The 18,618-nt window shown below is 69.4% G+C and carries 15 protein-coding genes; 9 read left to right on the plus strand and 6 right to left on the minus strand.

What is annotated here, in order from left to right:
* Positions 1–145 precede the first annotated feature (145 nt).
* Entirely contained in the window at positions 146–2,011 is a 1,866-nt protein-coding gene (locus OXS49_RS20435) for a cation:proton antiporter (protein ID WP_243997947.1), read from the minus strand.
* Positions 2,012–2,298: 287 nt separating this feature from the next.
* Between OXS49_RS20435 and OXS49_RS20440 the strand changes: the two genes are divergently transcribed.
* The 4 genes from OXS49_RS20440 to OXS49_RS20455 all read left to right on the plus strand — a co-directional run bounded on the left by OXS49_RS20440 (position 2,299) and on the right by OXS49_RS20455 (position 5,897).
* The gene (locus OXS49_RS20440; protein ID WP_267426424.1) at positions 2,299–3,558 is read left to right on the plus strand and encodes an ATPase; all 1,260 of its coding nucleotides are present in this window, start codon (positions 2,299–2,301) and stop codon (positions 3,556–3,558) included.
* Positions 3,555–4,199: a hypothetical protein gene (locus OXS49_RS20445; RefSeq protein WP_243997951.1), complete on the plus strand. Its 645-nt coding sequence runs from the start codon at positions 3,555–3,557 to the stop codon at positions 4,197–4,199. The genes OXS49_RS20440 and OXS49_RS20445 overlap by 4 nt, the downstream gene beginning before the upstream one ends.
* A gap of 246 nt (positions 4,200–4,445) precedes the next feature.
* Complete coding sequence (locus OXS49_RS20450; RefSeq protein ID WP_267426428.1) at positions 4,446–5,297, plus strand: MoxR family ATPase; 852 nt, start codon at positions 4,446–4,448, stop codon at positions 5,295–5,297.
* 75 nt (positions 5,298–5,372) lie between these two features.
* Positions 5,373–5,897 carry a histidine phosphatase family protein gene (locus tag OXS49_RS20455; protein WP_267426429.1) on the plus strand — a complete coding sequence of 175 codons (525 nt, stop codon included), beginning with the start codon at positions 5,373–5,375 and terminating at the stop codon, positions 5,895–5,897.
* Positions 5,898–6,034: 137 nt separating this feature from the next.
* Here OXS49_RS20455 and OXS49_RS20460 read toward each other — a convergent pair whose 3' ends face one another.
* Positions 6,035–7,066 (minus strand): alpha/beta hydrolase, encoded by a 1,032-nt coding sequence (locus OXS49_RS20460; protein WP_267426431.1) that lies wholly within the window; start codon positions 7,064–7,066, stop codon positions 6,035–6,037.
* 184 nt (positions 7,067–7,250) lie between these two features.
* Here OXS49_RS20460 and OXS49_RS20465 point away from each other — a divergent pair, with 184 nt between their 5' ends.
* Positions 7,251–7,733, plus strand: a complete 483-nt coding sequence (locus OXS49_RS20465) for an Hsp20 family protein (RefSeq protein ID WP_243997959.1) — start codon at positions 7,251–7,253, stop codon at positions 7,731–7,733.
* A gap of 144 nt (positions 7,734–7,877) precedes the next feature.
* Positions 7,878–8,879 carry a GNAT family N-acyltransferase gene (locus OXS49_RS20470; RefSeq protein WP_267426433.1) on the plus strand — a complete coding sequence of 334 codons (1,002 nt, stop codon included), beginning with the start codon at positions 7,878–7,880 and terminating at the stop codon, positions 8,877–8,879.
* 196 nt (positions 8,880–9,075) lie between these two features.
* On the opposite strand, the gene OXS49_RS20475 is transcribed toward OXS49_RS20470, so the two are convergent.
* Positions 9,076–9,525, minus strand: coding sequence for an RNA polymerase subunit sigma-70 (locus tag OXS49_RS20475; RefSeq protein ID WP_243916303.1), 450 nt, complete (start codon positions 9,523–9,525; stop codon positions 9,076–9,078).
* A 197-nt stretch (positions 9,526–9,722) separates the two neighbouring features.
* Between OXS49_RS20475 and OXS49_RS20480 the strand changes: the two genes are divergently transcribed.
* Both OXS49_RS20480 and OXS49_RS20485 read left to right on the plus strand, forming a co-directional pair.
* On the plus strand, positions 9,723–10,583 hold the full coding sequence (locus OXS49_RS20480; RefSeq protein WP_267426435.1) for a Kdo hydroxylase family protein: 861 nt from the start codon (positions 9,723–9,725) through the stop codon (positions 10,581–10,583).
* Positions 10,584–10,599: 16 nt separating this feature from the next.
* On the plus strand, positions 10,600–10,899 hold the full coding sequence (locus OXS49_RS20485) for an antibiotic biosynthesis monooxygenase family protein (RefSeq protein ID WP_243916305.1): 300 nt from the start codon (positions 10,600–10,602) through the stop codon (positions 10,897–10,899).
* A 600-nt stretch (positions 10,900–11,499) separates the two neighbouring features.
* Here OXS49_RS20485 and OXS49_RS33710 read toward each other — a convergent pair.
* Positions 11,500–12,222: a DUF6731 family protein gene (locus tag OXS49_RS33710; protein WP_346016964.1), complete on the minus strand. Its 723-nt coding sequence runs from the start codon at positions 12,220–12,222 to the stop codon at positions 11,500–11,502.
* A 380-nt stretch (positions 12,223–12,602) separates the two neighbouring features.
* Between OXS49_RS33710 and OXS49_RS20495 the strand changes: the two genes are divergently transcribed.
* Complete coding sequence (locus OXS49_RS20495) at positions 12,603–17,897, plus strand: alpha-2-macroglobulin (protein WP_267426438.1); 5,295 nt, start codon at positions 12,603–12,605, stop codon at positions 17,895–17,897.
* A gap of 42 nt (positions 17,898–17,939) precedes the next feature.
* On the opposite strand, the gene OXS49_RS20500 is transcribed toward OXS49_RS20495, so the two are convergent.
* Both OXS49_RS20500 and OXS49_RS20505 read right to left on the minus strand, forming a co-directional pair.
* A complete protein-coding gene (locus tag OXS49_RS20500) occupies positions 17,940–18,353 on the minus strand; it encodes a type II toxin-antitoxin system VapC family toxin (protein ID WP_267426440.1) in 414 nt (137 codons plus the stop codon).
* Positions 18,353–18,592: a type II toxin-antitoxin system VapB family antitoxin gene (locus OXS49_RS20505; RefSeq protein WP_267426442.1), complete on the minus strand. Its 240-nt coding sequence runs from the start codon at positions 18,590–18,592 to the stop codon at positions 18,353–18,355. Before OXS49_RS20505 ends, OXS49_RS20500 begins: the two co-directional genes overlap by 1 nt.
* Between the last annotated feature and the right edge of the window lie 26 nt (positions 18,593–18,618).

Raw genomic sequence — 18,618 nt, forward strand, 5'->3', positions numbered from 1 at the left:
GCCGCGGGACGCCGATCCGCCGCGGGACATGGCGCCGAATTTCAAACGTGGATCCGAGCGGTGGCGTTCGACCGTCGCGAAGGAGACGAAGCCCCCGCAGTGACTTCTTATCGCGCCGTCCCGGTCGCGGTTTACCGGATGCGGCTCATGCCTCCTGGCCAGCCGCGGCCTCTTGACGAGCCGCCGCCTGGGGCTCCGGCTCCCGCTTGACCGGCGGCTTGCCCAGGGTCTTGCCCACGGTACGCCGGGCCCGGAAGATCGGCTTGGCCTCGTTCTCGCGCTTCTTGAGCAGGGCGCGGTACTCGTCCCGCCGCTCGTGGATCGACGCGATGACGAGCCCCATCGGCACGCCGACATCGACCAGCACCGCCTCGGACAATTGCAGCGAGGCCTCGATCGTCTCCGGCACCGCGTCGTCGACGCCGAGTTCGTAGAGCGCCGTGGCGTGGCGGGCGTCGCGGGCCCGGGCCACGATGGTCAGGTCCGGCCGCTCGGCGCGGGCCGCCGTCACCGCCGCCTCGACCGCCCGGGGGCTGTCGAGCGTCACCACCAGGGCGCGCGCCGAGGCGATGTCGCAGTGGCGCAGGATCTCGGTGTTGCCGGAATCGCCGAAATAGACCGGCTTCCCGGTGCGGCGCTGCTCGGCGACCCGGGCGGGGTCCGAATCGAGGGCGAGATACGGGATCTTGTGCTTCTCCAGCATCTCGCCGACCTGCCGGCCGACACGGCCGAAGCCCGCGACGATCACCCGGTTCTCGACGCGCTCGGGCAGCGGCGTCTGCGCGCCCGCGGCGGCCTGGGCCTGGGCGGTCGCCCGCTGCTTGAGCCGCCGGCCGACCGCCGCGAGCGCCGGGATCATGATCATCGTGACGGTGGTCACCACCAGGGCGGCGGCCCCGACCTCCTCGGGGACCAGCCCGGTGGCCATGGCGCCGCCGATCAGCACGTAGGCGAATTCCCCGCCCGGCCCGAGCAGCAACGCCGTCTCGATCGCCACCGGCCGGGGGATCTTCATCACCGGCGCCGCCATCACCACCACGGCCCCCTTGATGGCGACCAGCGCCAGGGCGAGACCCAGGATCGCGCCCGGCGTCGCCATGAGCTGGGCCGGATCGAGGTTCATCCCCACCGAGACGAAGAACACGCCGAGCAGCAGGCCCTTGAACGGGTCGATCGTCGCCTCGATCGCCCGGCGGTACTCGGTCTCGGCCAGCAGCAGGCCGGCCACGAAGGCGCCGAGCGTCATCGACAACCCGCTCGCCGCCGCAGTCAGCGCCGTGCCGACGATCACCAGCAGGCAGGCCGCCATGAACAGCTCGGTCGAGCGCGTGCGTGCCACGAGCTGGAACAGCGGGCGCAGGGCGAGGCGGCCCGCGATCACGATCAGCACCAGCGCGACCGCCGCCTGGCCCAGCGCCATGGCCAGCGCCCAGCCCTTGTCGCCCCCGTCGTCGCGGCCGAGCACCGCGATGGCGAACAGGGCCGGCGCCACCGCCAGATCCTGGAACAGCAGCACCGCGAAGCTCGTGCGCCCGGTGGGCGCGTTGAGCCGCTTCTGCTCGGCCAGGACCGGCAGCACCACCGCGGTGGAGGAGAGCGCGAGCCCGATCCCCACGATCGCGGCGCCGACCAGCGGCACATTGAGCCCGTAGAGGATCATCGCCAGGATCAGCGTGGAGCAGCCGACCTGCAGCGACCCCAGGCCGAAGACCAGCCGCCGCAGGGTCCTCAGGCGCTCCCAGGACAGCTCGATCCCGATCATGAACATCAGGAAGATCACGCCGAACTCGGCGAGGTGGGAGATCTCGGCCCGGTTGCCGATGGTGAACAGGTGGACGAAGGGATAGGCCTCCGCCAGACGGCCGAGGCCGTAGGGTCCGAGCAGGGCGCCGGCGCCGATGAATCCGAGCACCGGCGAGATCCGCAGGCGGTGGAACAGCGGCACCACGATCCCCGCTGTGACGAGGAACAGAATCGCTTCCTTATAGGAACCCGGATGGACCTCTGGCATCGGCGTCGGATCGAACCTCGTCTCTGGCGGCGGCGGGGGTGCCGATCACGGCTTCGCGATCATGGGTCCCTGACCGACGGGGAGCAAACGAATTCCGGCCCGGGCCAGGTGTGCTGCGACACAAGGCGGATACATGAACCGGGTGAGACATTTCCGCCACCCGGGCGGCGGGCCCGGTATCGTACAGTGCAGGCGTGCGCGGCGGCCTAAAATCGGCACAATGCGCGCATACACGCAGGAGTTAAACCGGGGTTAAACTCGGCTGGCTGTGCCCGGGACCGGACCCGATGGATGTGTTGAGGCCGATGATCTCCATCAAATCGATCTTTGCCGGTCCCAAAGCGCCCCCCAACCGCGACCGCAAGCGCGAGGAGCGCGAATGGAGGCTCGAATCGGACCGCTGGCGCCATCAGCGTCACGTCGATCGGGGCTACCGCGTCAAATGGGGCTACGTGGCGATCGCGTACCTCGTCGAGTTCATGGTGATCGGCGCCTCGCTCTGGGGCGCGTGGCTGTTCGCGGGCGTCTACAGCGACGGCGACTGGCACGCCTTCTACTTCATGCTGCTGGCCCCCATGGTCTACGCCGCCGTGGAGCTGTGCCGGGTGCCGCTGGGCATCCTGGCCCGCACACAGCGCTCGCATTTCGTGCGCGGGCTGGCGGTGCTCGGCATCATCTTCGCAGCCGGCGTGACCACCAAGTCGGTGTCCCAGCTCGGCGAGATGATGTTCCATCCCCGGCTGATGGAGGCCGCCAAGGCCAAGACCGCGCTCAAGGACGCCCAGGCCGACCGCGCCACGATCGGCGACCGGATCAAGGCGGCGGACGAGCGCGTCGCCCAGTACACGGCCGAACTCGACCAGATCGAGAAGCGCGCCGCCGACAACGCCCAGCAACTCGCCGGCCTGCCGGCCCAGCGCTGCGAGCGGGTCTTCGGCACCAACAGCAAGGGCCGGAAGTACCAGAACCTGAAATGCCTCGCCGACCCGCGGGTCGCCGCCCTGTCGGCTGGGGTCACCAAGGCGTCGGCCGACCGCGCCGCCCTGGTCAAGAACCTCGAGGACGCCCGCAAGGCACGGACGGAGCTCGATCCGGGTGCCGCCGACCGGCGGGTGGCCGATGCCGAGCAGGGCTACCGCAACGCGGTCAACCGCTCGCAGCTGCACTCCTTCACCGCCATGGTGTACGGCGTCGATCCGATCGACGTGACCGAGAGCCAGGTCCACGCCTTCCTGCGGATCTTCGTGTTCGTGCCGGCCATCTGCGCCGCCTTCGCGTCGACGATCCTGGCGCTCTGCGCGGTCTCGACCCGCCGGACCTTCATGGACGAGGACGACCTCGGCGCCGCCGTGAACCCGGAGGCCGCCCCCTACATGCTGGACGCGATCGCCGACGCCCTGCGCTCGAACCCTGAGCCGATCCTGCCCCGGGCGGCCAATGCCTCCGGGGCGGTCATCCCGATGAACCGGCCGGTTCCGGGCCAGCAGGCCCTGCCCGGACAGAACGGTCCGGGCCAGACCCTGCCAGCCGCGGGAGCGGGCGCATGAACTACGTCGCCGGCGGAACCCCCGAGAACGTCGCCCTCGCCCAGCAGGTGAACTCCCGCCTGCGGGCGGATTCGAGCTACGTCGCGGCCCGGGCCTTCCTGTTCCGGGCCTTGGGCTTCGGCGCCTTCCTGTGCCTCGCGGGCATCGGCGTCGGCGCGGCGGCCTATGGCTGGGCCACGCTCAACCAGTTCGACACGGCGGCGGAGAAGATCGCCTCCGCCATGCAGGCCGCGCTCTCGGACGTGACGCTCAAGACGAAGGGCGAGGTCACGCTCACCGACAACACGCTCAAGCTCGAAGGTCTGCCCAAGGCCGCCACCGGCACGCCGACCCCCACCCGGGCGCAGCTCGGCAGTGACGCCGCCCCGGCCTCGAAGGCTGCGGTGAACACGACCTTCACGGTGTTCAAGCAGGTCCCCTATCTCGACGGGCAGATCGTGACCGGCTGGAACTTCAAGGACAACGCCGACCAGCCCTACCAGCAATACTGCTACTTCTCCCGCCGCACGGCCGAGGCGAAGGGTCAGGTCGAGATCAAGATCGACCTCGCCATGGACGGCAAGACCCTGCCGCAGCCGCAGAAATCGGACGTGAACCTGGAGATCCTGGCCCGGAACTGCGTCTGGCACGAGAAGGGCTGAGGCGGGCCAGTCAACCGCACCCCTTTCCCGGACGCCTGGAACGCAGCGGAGGGTGATCCGGGATCCAGCACGAAAAGCCCCGCGCCAGCGGCTCCGTTCGATCCGGAGGGACGCGGCGCGACGTCCTGCGCTGGATTCCGGGTCGCGTTCCGCTGGCGCTCCACGCGCCCGGGAAAGGGGTGGCGCTTGCGGCCGGCCCGCACCCCGCGTTACCCGTTCTCCTAAACCCACTTCACCGAGACCGCGATGCGCTTTTCCGGCACCGAGTCCTACGTCGCGACCCCCGACCTCACGGCAGCGGTCAACGCCGCCGTGGTGCTCGAACGGCCGCTCCTCGTGAAGGGCGAGCCCGGCACCGGCAAGACCGTGCTGGCCGAGGAGATCGCCAAGGGGTTGAACGCGCAGCTGATCGTCTGGAACATCAAGTCCACCACCAAGGCGCAGCAGGGGCTCTACGAGTACGACGCGGTCTCGCGGCTGCGGGACTCCCAGCTCGGCGACCCAAAGGTCTCGGACATCGCCAACTACATCCGGCGCGGCAAGCTCTGGGAGGCGTTCACGGCGCCCGAGCGCCCGGTCCTGCTGATCGACGAGATCGACAAGGCCGATATCGAGTTCCCCAACGACCTGCTCACCGAACTCGATCGGATGGAGTTCCACGTCTACGAGACCGGCGAGACCGTCAAAGCCGTGCGGCGGCCGATCGTGATCATCACGTCGAACAACGAGAAGGAATTGCCGGACGCGTTCCTGCGCCGCTGTTTCTTCCACTACATCACGTTCCCCGACGCCGAGACGCTGCAGCGGATCGTCGACGTGCATTATCCGGGCATCAAGCACCGCCTCGTCGAGGAGGCCCTGCGGACCTTCCTGGCGATGCGCGAGGTGCCGGGCCTCAAGAAGAAGCCTTCGACCTCCGAGCTGCTCGACTGGCTGAAGCTCCTCGTCTCCGAGGACATCGCCCCCGAGACCCTGCGCGAGCAGGACGGCCGCAAGCTGATCCCGCCGCTCCACGGGGCGCTCCTGAAGAACGAGCAGGATGTCAGCCTGTTCGAGAAGCTCGCCTTCATGATGCGGCGCGAGCAGCGGGGCGGCTGACGCGCGCCATGCTTTCGGCTAACCGGCATCCCGAGACCGCGAGGCCGGTCCGAAATTCTTGCAGGGGCTGACGTCATGCGCAGGCTGATCCTGTTGCGGCACGCCAAGTCGGACCGCCCGGCGGGCGTCGCCGATCACGGCCGACCGCTCAACGACCGGGGTCGGCGGGCCGCGCCGGCCGTGGGGACCCGTCTCGCCGAGGAGGGTGTGCGGCCGGACCTTGCCCTGGTCTCGACGGCCCAGCGCACCCGGGAGACCTGGGAGGCGATGGCGGCCACGCTCGGCGATCCCGAGACCCGCTGGCAGCGCGAGATCTACGAGGCTACCGCGCATCAAGTTCTGACGGTGATCCAGTCGGCGCCCGACAGCGCCGCCACGGTGATCGTCGTCGGCCACAATCCGGGCCTGGGCGATCTGGCTTCGGACCTCGCCGGGGAGGGCCCGCGCGCCGTGCGCAACCGCTTGGCGCTCGAATTTCCCACCGCCGCCTATGTGGTGATCGATTTCGACACGGATCACTGGGCCGAGATCGCCCCCGGCCAGGGGCGTCTGGACCGGTTCGTCCGCCCCCGCGACATCGACCCGGATCTCGGCGGCTGAAGCGTCCGGGATCCCAAAGGGCTCTGCCCTTTGGCGGGGTATCGGGGTGAAACCCCGATGTCGGGCTTTGCCCGAACCCATCAAGGCTTTGCCCTGAACCCGCAAAAGGGCTCGCCCATTTGAATCCCCAATACGCGTCAGGCCACCGGCACCGCGGTGGCGTGCGTGGCGACCTCCGCGTGGGAGGGCAGGGGCGAGCCCGGCACGAACGCCTCGAAGGCCGCCCAGAAATCCTGCCGGATCGCGTCGCGCTCGGACAGGATCTCGTGCCGGGAATCCGGCAGGACCAGGATGTGGCCGGCCTTGAGCCGCGCGGCGAAGCGCTCGGTGTCGGGGGTTCCGCAGACCGGGTCGGCGCCTGCGGCGACGATCAGGGTCGGCAGGGTGATGCGCGGCGCGGCGCGCGGATCGCGCAGGCGCGCCATCGCCCGGAACGACTCGGCGAGCCACGCGATCGTCGGATCGCCGACCGCGCCGGCGCCGACCTGCCGGGCCGCCGCGGCGTTGCGGGCGTAGCGGACGGGATCCCGCGTCAGGCGGTTGCCGGGATAGGGGTTGGTGGCGATCGAGACCGGCTTGCCGAACGGGATGTAGCGGCTCCCGAGCCCGAGCCGGTGCAGGCCCTGGGACAGCAGGGATGCCCCGGCCGGCCAGCGGATCATCCGGATCGACAGCATCGGCGCCACCGTCACGAGACGCCGGAACGGCAGCCAGCCGTCGAGCGCCCCGAGCAGCGCGACGCATCCGCCCATCGAGTGGGCCAGCCCGACATGGGGCTCCGGCATCAGCGGCATCAGCACGGTTTCGGCGACGGCCCGCAGGTCGAGCCGGTAATCGTCGAACCGGGCGACGTGGCCCTTGTGGGTGTCGTCCACCCGCCGGTCCGACTCGCCCTGTCCGCGCCAGTCGAAGGCGACCACCGCGAAGCCGCGGGTGCGCAGATCGCGGATCGTCTCGTAATACTTCTCGATGAACTCGGCCCGCCCCTGGAGCAGGCAGACCGTGCCCCGGCAGGTGCGCGTGCCGGATGGCCAGTAGGCCGCCCGCAGGGTGCAATCGTCGCGCGTGCCCACCGCGATCAGGGTGCCGCCAGGCGGGACCGGATTGTCGGGCGTGTCGCGCAGGGTGAGCAGCGGCTCACCCCCGGCCTTTCGCTCGAACCGCTTCATCGCCCCTCCTCATGCACCGCCGGAGCGTAGCGAAAAAATCTCGATTTTCCCTCCGTCCCGGGGTCTTGAACCGCGATTTTCCCCCTCCGATATCTCGTCTGTGCCGGCCATTCGGCGGCACGGAAGACGGGTCCGGCCCCTCGGGGCGGACCGGAATTGCATGTTGCTCACACGAGGATATGTCATGCGTCAGTTCGATCTCGCGCCCCTCTACCGTTCGACCGTCGGCTTCGACCGGCTGTTTTCCGCGCTCGACCAGTTCGCCAGCGCCGAGGCTGCGCCCACCTACCCGCCCTACAACATCGAGCGGACCGGCGAGAACGCCTACCGCATCACCGTCGCGGTCGCCGGCTTCACCGAGGCCGACCTGTCGATCGAGGTGCGGGAGAACGCGCTCACGCTGAAGGGCGAGCGCAAGTCCGAGACCAAGTCGGAATTCCTGCACCAGGGCATCGCGGCCCGCACCTTCGAGCGCCGCTTCCAACTCGCCGACCACGTCCAGGTGACGGGTGCGGCGCTGGAGAACGGCCTTCTCCACATCGACCTCGTCCGCGAGGTTCCGGAGGCGAAGAAGCCGCGCCGCATCCAGATCGCCACGGCGGGCCGCGCCAGCGCCCCGGTGATCGAGGGTGACGTCCGGCCGGACGCGGTCCAGCAGGCCGCCTGACCGCGCCCGAACGCGCGGCTTTGTAAGAGCGCCCCGGTCCCCCGCCGGGGCGCTTTCGTATGGCGGCTGTCATAATGGCGTATCCACGCCGTGCTCTGCTTCCAGAGGAGCGGCGCACGACGCGCACCGGGAGCAAACCGGATCATGGTCGCCAATCTCGCCCGCGGAGCCTACAGCGCGCTCGGTGCCGGGTGGCACAAGGGCGTGCAATGGGGCGTCGGCGCGCCGATCGCGAAGCTGCGCCGCCGCCACGCGCATCTCCGGGCCCCTGCGGGCGGCCCGACCGGCATCGCCGACGTGCTCTCGGCCGAGCAGGCGATCCGGCTGCCCGAGCCGTTCGAGGGGCGCAGCCTCGGCCGGATCGGCAATCTGGAAGTGCGGCTGGCGACGAAGAAGTCCGAGATCCGCCGGGCGCAGCGCCTGCGCTTCAAGGTGTTCTACGAGGAGATGTCGGCGGTGCCCTCCGGGCTCGCCACCCTGTCGCGTCGGGACGCCGACGGCTACGACGCGCTCTGCGACCATCTCCTCGTCCTCGACCACACCCCGCCGAAGCGGAAGAAGCCCTTCGCCAAGCCCCGGCCGAAGGTGGTCGGGACCTACCGCCTGCTGCGCAGCGAGGTGGCCGAGCGCCATGCGGGCTTCTATTCCGAGAGCGAGTACGACCTCGCGCCGCTGCTCGCCGCCCAGGGGCACCGGCGGATCCTGGAATTGGGCCGTTCCTGCGTGCTCAAGCCCTACCGGGGCAAGCGCACCGTCGAACTGCTGTGGCAGGGGATCTACGCCTACGTCCTGCACCACCGGATCGACGCGCTGATCGGCTGCGCCAGCCTGGAGGGCACCGATCCGGACCGGCTGGCCCTGCCGCTCGCCTTCCTGCACCACCATGCCCGCGCCCCGGAAGGCTGGCGGGTCCGCCCGCTGCCGGAGCGCGCGGTGGCGATGGACCGGCTGCCGAAGGAGGCGGTGGATCCGAAGGCCGCCCTGCAGAGCCTGCCGCCGCTGATCAAGGGCTACCTGCGCCTCGGCGCGACCTTCGGCGACGGCGCGGTGATCGACCGGCAGTTCGGCACGACCGACGTGTTCGTGACGCTGCCGGTGGCGGTGATCGGCGCCCGCTACCGGGGGCATTTCGCCCCGGCGGGGTGAGGGCGCGGATCGGGGATCCGGGAGGGTCTCCACCGCTCGGAGACCTTCGCTTCGGGAAGGGCCGCCACCTGCACGATGCCTCTGCGTCTTTGCGAGCGGCGCGAAGCCACCCAGGGCAGCGCGACATCGGTGAGCGTGGCGCGGCTGGATTGCTTCGCTCCGCTCGCAAAGACGGGACAGGTCCCGCAGCGGACCCTTACAAATCCCCCAGCGCCAGCTGCCCCTGGTTGCGCGCCTTCGGCGGCGCCGCCTTGCGCTCCTTCGGACGGCTGGCGGTAGCCCGCGCGACGGGCGGCTTCCTCGGCTTCGGATCGCCGCGCATCCGCGCCACCGCCTTGTCCCGGGCCACCGCCTCGGGGGCGCTCGGATCGTCGGACAGCCACTTGCCGCGCTTGATCACCTCGTTCACCCGGCCCTGATTCACCCCGACCTTGAAGGCGATCTCCTGCTGGGTCATGCCGGTGCTGGCGTGCAGGTCCAGGATCGCCCGGGCGAGTTCCGGGGTCATCTTCTGGCCCGTGAGCCGCCGGGCGGGCTTGACCGTCCGGGTCGCGCGGTCGCGCTCGCGCAGGCGCTCCAGCAGCGCCAGCGCCATGTTCATGCCATGCTCGCGCAGGGCTTCCTCGAATTCCTTCAGGGTCGCCATCGGCGCCATCCTCCGCCGGGCACTTGGGCCGGTCATGTTGTGGAGAACGTGCCGGGAACGACCGGGTTGCGCAAGCCGCGCCGGGCCGGCCTACCGGATGCCGTGCGGTCATCCACCGGAAATGCAGGCTCTGGCCTCGCCGCGGGCGCTCGGTTACAGGGGGCCGGCATCCGAGACGGCAGGGCCAGCCCGGCACGATGATCAGTCCGATCCGCACAATCGCCCCCGGCGAGACGCCCGGCTCCCTGGCTCGCGAGTTGGAGGCCGGGGCGGTGCTGCTGTTTCCCGACCTGCCGTTCCCGTTCACGGAGTTCGAGCGCCGCTTCACGGAGCGCCCCTTCGCGGACGGCACGGCCAAGAACGTCAACATCCGCGGCGAGGCGGCGCATTTGCGCGGGGCGGCCGGCAGCCCGGAGGAGCAGGAGGCCCTGCGTCAGCTCCTGATCCGCTACCGCGCCTTCGCCCGGGACCTGATCGGCACCTACCTGCCCGACTATGCCGATCGGGTGAGCCTCGCCGGCACCTCGTATCGCCCCTTCGACGTGGACCGACGCAAGCTGAGCTGGCGGCGCGACGACACGCGGCTGCACGTCGACGCCTTCCCGTCGAACCCGATCGGCGAGAAGCGGATCCTGCGGGTGTTTCGCAACATCAACCCGGCCGGGGAGCCGCGCCGCTGGCGGGTCGGCGAGGATTTCGGGTCGATGGCGGAGAAATTCCTGCCGCGGCTCCCCGGTTATTCGGCGCTCTCGGCGCGTCTTCTGGCGACGTTGCGCGTCACCAAGGCCAAGCGCTCCGAATACGACCACCTGATGCTGCACCTGCACGACGCGCTCAAGCAGGACGAAGCCTATCAGGCCTCGGCCCCCCAGGCCGACGTGGAGTTCCGCCCCGGCGCGACCTGGGTGACCTTCTCGGACCTCGTGATGCACGGGGCCATGGGCGGCCGCTACATGCTGGAGCAGACCGCCTACCTGCCGGTCACCGCCCAGGCCGACCCCAGTTTAAGTCCACAGCGCATCCTGGCGGCCAAGCTCGGCCGCCCCCTTCGAACCTGAGAGAGGGACGTCACCCATGATCCTCGAGATCGCGCAGATCGAGATCAAGCCCGGGATGGAAGCCGACTTCGAGGCCGGCATCACGAAGGCTTCGGCGATCTTCAAGGAGGCCAAGGGCTGCCGGCATTTCGAGGTGCGGCGCTCGATCGAGCACCCGCAGCGCTACCGGCTGCTGATCCACTGGGACACGCTGGAAGCCCATACCAAGGACTTCACCGGCTCGCAGCCCTGGCAGGATTACCGCGCCCTGGTTTCGCACTGCTTCGCCGGGCCCGTCTCCGTCGAGCACACCGAGCAGGTGCTGAAGGCATTCTGAGCGGAGCAGCCGCCCGACGCCGGCCCGGCGCGTTGCGGCTTTATGGAGCAAATGCACCAACGCGATGGCGGATGCCATCACTGGTGGCGACGTTAGGCATCTTTTAGAGTGCGCTAACGCTCCGCGTGGACGGAGATGAATATGCCGAACTGTCGGCAGGCTCGTAGGAAGGCAGAGACGGTCGCGACGGTTAGGCCAGACCATCCGGCCACAGCCCATGTCCATGGGTCGCTGTATGCGTCCGGCGCGGGAGACACGATGATAAAGGGCAGAGATGCCACACTAAGCAACGCGCCCAGCCACATCGCCCTAACGGTGTAGTTAACCGTCATACGATAAGCGTTGGCCCTCTTCATGCGCCCGATGAAGCCCGTTTCGGTGGTCACAAAAATTGTGTAGAATGTAAATAGGAACGGCGTTGCCACTGTAGAAATATTAAATGCAGAGGAATATATATTTTCTGTTTTCCACCCTGCCTTGACCATAGCAGGGAAAATTACAGGGATATACCAAGCGCACAAGGGCGCAATCGTTACCCCCAGCAACAGAGGGTACGATTGTTCCCAGCGGTACTCAATTCTTTCGATCAACGTTGCCATTTCAAGGCCGTTGCTGCATCTGCCTTATCGTAGGAAGCATATCATTGAATTTCTCTTCAAGCCATGCGCGTCGTGCATTGTAATGGCCGTCGGGATTCCCCTCAGGAAAGTCTAGAACCTCGTCGCATTTTAGGCGCTCGTCTAAGAGGTCCACGTCCTCAACGCCGTCGTCATCCAGCGTCTTGACCTCCAAATGGGACACATCCCCGTGTTGGAGAATGCGGCGCAGCGCCCCTGCTGCGCGACCATTCAAGGTTGAGGATCGGCTCTCAAAATTTGCCGAGAGAATGATCTCAATCGTGTGTGCGTCGTAGGCTTCGGCCGCTTCGCGGGCAACTCGCCCCGCTGCTACCCCCGCCCGCTCAAGCGTTTCAAGGTTCTCAGGCGACGCGAATCGCACGCGCATTCTGCGGAGGGGTTTGCCGCGTATTCGGCTCAACATGTCGGGATGTATTATTGGAGATATGTTAAATATTGAACCGGGAGACCGTATACCGATGTAAGTAGAAATCCTGGAAGAAGTAGCACACTGTCGATTGCTCTGAAGCATTAATGTCCGGGTAGGAATGTGGTATAGGAACGCCGCCACATGCCCAATGCCGTGCCCGCGCGCCATAGCAATCGGTGCAAGACCGGCGTCATTTGCCGCGGGAGGAATGTTGGATGTCTGCTTCCTACAGAACTCGCCATGAAGACTATTGCCAACTTGAGTGCAGCGTTCCAGTCTTAGCGTTACCCCCCCCTATTGACTTGACTTTCTCTGTCACCCGGCTGAGGTAAGCAAATTGCTTCTAAAAGCAGACCAGGAAAATCTCTGCCGCCCCGCTCGGGTGCTGAGACAGTAAAACAACGCGCCGCAATCTTACTGTCCACCGACGGACCCCATTACATCAACCTTAGGTCGGAGCACCCTATCGCGTCCAAATATTGAATCAAGAAGACCGTGGTAAACTTCACCCGCGCGAGTTTGTTACGAATGTTCGGTTCCGTCTCCTTAACGCCTACCGCAGCCAGTGCGTTGCGGCGGGGGCCGCCGGTGCTAGGCTCCCGCCCGACCGATCCCGACGCGAATCGTCGGGAACGCGGCAGGTGGGGAACAGGCTGATGGCGCGGCTCGGACGGCTCGCGGGTGCCCTGGCGCTGCTCGGATGGGTGGCGGGCGGCCCGGCGCTGGCGCAGGATGCGGCCGTGCCCCGCGCCGCCCCGCGGCTGGCCACAACCGCCCCCGCTCCGTTCGCCAAAACCTTCGTTCGAGACGATCTCGCCAGCACGGCCCTGCGGCTCGAAGCGGCGCTCAAGGCCGAGGCCGGCACGGCGCTCCGGCCGGCGGCCCAGTCCCGCACCGCCGGACAGGCGCTGATCGCCGCCGGCAAGCCGGATCAGGCCCTCACCCCGCTCGCCGCCGCGGCCGCTGCAGACCCGGCCGATATCCGCAACTGGCAGGCCTATGCCCGCGCGGCCGCCGCGGCGTTCGAGACCCTGGACGACAACGATTACAAAGGCCGGACCCGGCTGCGCGAGCGGGCGATCGCAGCCGCCTACCGTGCCTACGAGCGCTCCGGTACGGCCCTCGACGCCGCGGCATCCCTGGCCCTGGTCGGCGCCGCGGAGGCCGAGCGGGAATCCTGGCGCCCGGCCCTCGAGGCCTACGCGGCGAGCCTCGCCCTGGCCGACGACGGCGCGGTGCGGGAGACCTACGACAGGCTGCGGGCCGAGCACGGCTTCCGCATCCTCGGCTACAAGGTCGATTCCGACGCGGCCGCCCCGCGGGCCTGCTTCACCCTCTCGGACGCCGTGGTGCCCAAGACCGATTACGCGCCCTACGTGGCCGTGTCGGGCACGAGCGCGGCCGCCGTGACCGCCGAGGACACGCAGATCTGCGTCGACGGGCTCAAGCACGGCGGGCGCTACGCGATCGTCCTGCGCCAGGGCCTGCCCTCCACGGTCGGCGAGAGCCTGCTCAAATCCGCCGATTACGAGATCTACGTGCGCGATCGCGCCCCGCAGGTGCGCGTCACCGGGCGCAACTACGTCCTGCCCCGCACCGGACAGGCGGGCGTGCCCCTGGTCTCGGTGAACGCGGCCAAGCTCGATGTCGAGGTGCTGCGGATCGGCGACCGCGGCCTGCTGCCGACCCTGCGCTCCGAGGACTTTTTGGGCCAGCTCAGCGGCGCCACCGCCCGGTCGATCGCGGCCGAGAAGGGCGTGCGCGTCTGGAAGGGCACCCTCGATACCGCCAAGGCCGAGCTGAACCAGGAGGCGGTTACCGCCTTCCCGGTCCTGCAGGCGGTGGGCAAGCTGGAGCCCGGGATCTACGTGATGCTGGCCCGGCCCTCCGGCACGGCCGCGGCGGACGACGAGGGCTACGATACGCAGGCGACCCAGTGGTTCGTGGTCTCGGACCTGGGGCTGACCGCCACGAAGGGGCGGGACGGGGTCCACGTGGTCCTGCGCTCGCTCGCCTCCGCGCAGGTGATGCCGGGCGCCGAGATCCGGCTGATCGCCCGCAACAACGAGGTTCTGGGCACGCGCACCACCGATGCACAGGGCCACGCCGCCTTCGATCCCGGGCTCGCCCGCGGGGAGGGCGGTCTGGCGCCGAGCCTCGTGGTGGCCCAGGCGGGCACCGATTACGGCTTCCTCGACCTCAACCTCGGCGCCTTCGATCTCACCGACCGCGGCGTGAAGGGACGGCCCGAGACCGGCGGGCTCGATGCCTACCTGTTCCCGGAGCGCGGGGTCTACCGCTCGGGCGAGACCGTCCAGCTCACCGCATTGCTGCGCGATGCGGGCGGCGCGGCGGTGCCGGATCTGCCGCTGACCCTCGTGGTGAAGCGGCCGGACGGCGTCGAGTACCGGCGGGTCTCGGTGCCCGATCAGGGGCTCGGCGGACGGGCGCTGCCCTTGCCGCTCCTGTCGGGCGCGATGCACGGCACGTGGCGCGTCTCGGCCTATACCGATCCGAAGGCGCCGCCGATCGGCGAGACCAGCTTCCTCGTGGAGGATTACGTCCCCGAGCGGCTGGAGGTCACCCTCAAGGCCCGGCAGGCGGCGCTCCACCGGGGCGAGGCCGCGCAGGTCGATGTCGCCGCGCGCTATCTGTACGGCGCGCCGGGGGCGGATCTCGACGTGTCGGGCAGCGTCACCGTGCAGGCGGCGGCCACGAGCGGCATCAAGGGGCTGGACGGCTACAGCATCGGCCTCGACGACGAGGCCGTGGAGCCGGCCACGCAGGAGCTTCAGGAGCACGCGACCACGGGCGCGCAGGGCAGCGCCGTCGTGACGGTCCCGGTGCCCCAGGTGGCAGCGCTGCGGGCGCTGGAGGCCAAGATCACCCTGGCGGTCGGCGAGCCGGGCGGCAGGGCGCTGTCGCGCAGCCTGACGCTGCCGATCCTCCCGGCCGGCCCGGTGCTGGCCCTGCGCAAGGGTTTCACGGAGCTGAACGACGGTGGGATCGCGGGTTTCGACGTGGTGCTGGCGACGCCTGAAGGCGCGCTCCTCGCCCGGCCGGGGGTGAGCTGGACCCTGTCGCGGGTCGATCAATCCTATCAATGGTATCGGGCGGACGGGCGCTGGTCGTTCGAGCCGGTCAAGACCACCAAGCGCGTGGCCAGCGGTACGGTCGATCTCCGGGCCGGCGGTTCCAGCCGGATCGAGGCCCCGGTGGGGCTCGGCCGCTACCGGCTGGATGTCGCGGTTCCGGGCGCCTCGGAGGCGAGTGCCAGCCTCGGCTTCGAGGTCGGCTGGGGTGGATCCCAGACCGCTGACGCGCCGGACCTCCTCGACCTGACCCTCGACAAACCCACCTACGCGGCCGGCGACACGCTCCGGGCCAAGCTCAGCCCGAAGTTCAAGGGGCAGGCCAGCCTGATGGTGGTCAGCGACCGGGTGCACGAGACCCTGGAGGTCAGCGTGCCGGAGGGCGGCACCACGGTGAGCGTTCCGGTGAAGGCCGAATGGGGGGCCGGCGCCTATCTGATCGCCACCGCCTACCGGCCCCTCGATCAGGCAGCCAAGCGCCTGCCGGGCCGGGCGCTGGGTCTGGCATGGTTCTCGGTGGACCGCGAGACGCGCAACCTCGGCGTCGCCGTGAAGGCGCCCGAACGGGCGCGCCCGCGCCAGGACCTGACCCTGCCGATCCAGCTCACCGGCCTGAAATCCGGCGAGGCGGCGCGGATTACCGTGGCGCTGGTCGATGTCGGGATCCTGAATCTCACGCGCTACGCCGCGCCGGACCCGACCCAGTATTTCCTCGGCCAGAGGGCGCTCGGGCCGGAATTTCGCGACCTCTACGGCTACCTGATCGACGGCATGCAGGGCTCCGTGGGCGCGATCCGCTCCGGCGGCGATGCGGGCGGCGGCGAACTGGCCGATTCTCCGCCGACCCAGGCGCCGCTCGCCCTCTATTCCGGAATCGTGACCGTGGGGCCGGACGGCACCGCCAGCGTCACCTTCCCGATCCCCGCCTTCAACGGCACGGGCCGCGTGATGGTCACCGCCTGGAGCGGCGGCCGTGTGGGCCAAGCCCAGGCCGACGTGATCATCCGCGATCCCGTCGTGCTCACCGCCACGCTGCCGCGCTTCCTCGATACCGGCGACCGCTCGCGCCTGTTCGTGGCCCTCGACAACGTCGAGGGTCAGGCGGGCGACTACACGGTCGATCTGAGTCCGAGCGGGCCGGTCGTGGTCGGCGCCTCTGCGCTGCGCCAGACATTCCGGCTGGAGGCCGGCGCCAAGGGCCAGTTCGCGATTCCGCTCACCGCGGCGGGGCCGGGCACGGCCCGGCTCGACCTCGCCCTGTCGGGCCCCGGCCTAACAGCCCCACTGAACCAGAGCTTCGCCCTCGGGATCGCGCCCGGGACCGGCACCCTGCTGCGCCGTTCCGTGCGCAGCCTCGCCCCCGGGGCCGCGCTGACGCTCACATCGGACCTCATCGCCGACCTGCAGCCGGGGACCGGCAGCGTCTCGCTCTCGGTCACGCCCCTGCCGGGCCTCGACGTGGCGGCCCTGCTGCAGGCGCTCGACCGCTACCCCTATGGCTGCTCCGAGCAGGTGGTCAGCCGGGCGATGCCGCTGCTCTACGTCAACAAGCTCGCCACGCTGGAAAAACTCGCCCTCGACGCGGGCGCGGACGAGCGGGTGCGCGAGTCGATCGAGCGCCTGCTCGCCCGCCAGGATTCGAGCGGCGATTTCGGCCTGTGGTCGGTGCAGGGGTCGAGCGACCTGTGGCTCGACGCCTACGTGACCGATTTCCTGACGCGGGCCCGGGAGCGCGGCTTCGCGGTGCCGCAGAAGGCCTTCGCCCAGGCGCTCGACTACCTGCGCAACGCGGTGGCCAACGCCACCGAGGTGCGCAACGGCGGCGCCGACCTCGCCTACGCGGCCTACGTGCTCGCCCGGAACGGCCGCCCGGTGATGGGCGACCTGCGCTACCTCGCCGACACCAAGCTCACCGACTTCTCCTCCGCGCTCGGGCGGGCGCAGCTCGCCGCCGCCCTGGCGCTGCTGGGCGACCGCGGCCGGGCCGCCCGGGCGATGGAATCGGCGCTCACCGTGCTGCGGGCTGAGCGCGACAAGGGCCAGTACCGGGCCGATTACGGCTCCCGCCTGCGCGACGGCGCCGGGCTGATCACGCTGGCGGCCGAGAGCGGGCTGACGCAGGGCGCCCTCGGCCCGGTCGCCGCTGTGTTCGGCGAGGAGCAGCAGACCGAGCGGGCGACGAGCACGCAGGAGAATGCCTGGATGGTGCTCGCCGCCGAGAGCCTGTCCAAGGAAGCGGACGCCCTGTCGTTCAGCCTCGACGGCGCACCGCAGACCGGGATTCTCGCGCGGGTCTACCGGGAGGCGCGCTTGGCGGAGCGGGGCGTGCAGCTGGTCAATACCGGCCGTGGCCCCGTGCGGGTGGCCGTGACCGTCAACGGCAATCCCCTGGCGCCGGAGCCGGCGGCCGCGCAGGGCTACGCGGTGGAGCGGAGCTATCATCGCCTCGACGGCAGCCTGGTCGATCCGGCGGCGGGCCTGCGCCAGAACGACCGGCTCGTGGTGGTGCTGAAGGTGAGCGAGGCTAAGGCGGAGGCCGCGCGCCTCCTGCTGGTCGATCCCCTGCCGGCGGGGCTCGAGATCGACAACCCGAAGCTGCTGGACGCCGACGTGCTCCAGGGGCTGGCCTTCGCCAAGTCGGAGGTGCAGCCGGTCCATACCGAGTTCCGCGACGACCGGTTCGTGGCGGCCTACGACCGCGACCCGAGCCAGTCGGCCTTCTTCACCGTCGCCTACACGGTGCGGGCGGTCTCGCCGGGAACCTACGTGCATCCGGGCGCCACCGTGGAGGACATGTACCGCCCGGCGCGCTTCGGGCGGACCGCAACCGGGAGCGTCACGATCGGGGCGGCGAAGTAGGAGGCGGCGGGTCCGGATGTGACCGCGGTCGGGGTATCCTGCTCAGCCGACCGGCCGGGGGAGGGCCGGGCGGATATCGGTCTGCGGAAAATCGTTGCCGACGAAGAGCAGGGGGACGCCGTGCATCTGCGCACAGGCATAGGCGAAGCAGTCGCCGAGGTTCAGGCGGGCCGGGTGGCGGCCCTTGCCGTAGCGGGCGTGCGCAGCAACGGCGATGCGGATTTCTGCGATGCCAAGGGAAACCAGCGCGATATCGACCTTCTCGCGGAAGCCGTTCACGATGCCCTCGGCAGTTTCGGGTGACACCGACTGAATGCAGGCCACCGCCAGGATGGCCTCGAACAGGGCAAGGGCGCTCGTCAAACGCTGTGGGGCTTGGCGAAGACGATCCGCCACCTGTTTGTACCCCTCCTCTCGGCACAGGATCGCGACGATCGCCGAGGCATCGATAAACATCAGTCTTCGTAGAGGCTGTCGTAGAACGCCTTGTCGGCCTTGAGCCCCGTCGCCGGGTAGGCTGCCAGCTTATCTTGGAGCGGTTTGATCTTCGCGAGGAAATCAGCCAGCGACTCCTCGCGGCGACCCAACTCGTTCACGAGCGCGATTCGCACCGCCTCGGTCTTGCTCACGCCGGCCTTCAATGCCAGCGTCTCGGCGAGTCGATTCACCTCTTCGCTGCGGATGTTGAGCGGCATGGTGACCTCCGTGTAGACACAGAAAG

It is taken from the genome of Methylobacterium sp. GC_Met_2 (assembly GCF_026540795.1).
Taxonomy (GTDB): domain Bacteria; phylum Pseudomonadota; class Alphaproteobacteria; order Rhizobiales; family Beijerinckiaceae; genus Methylobacterium.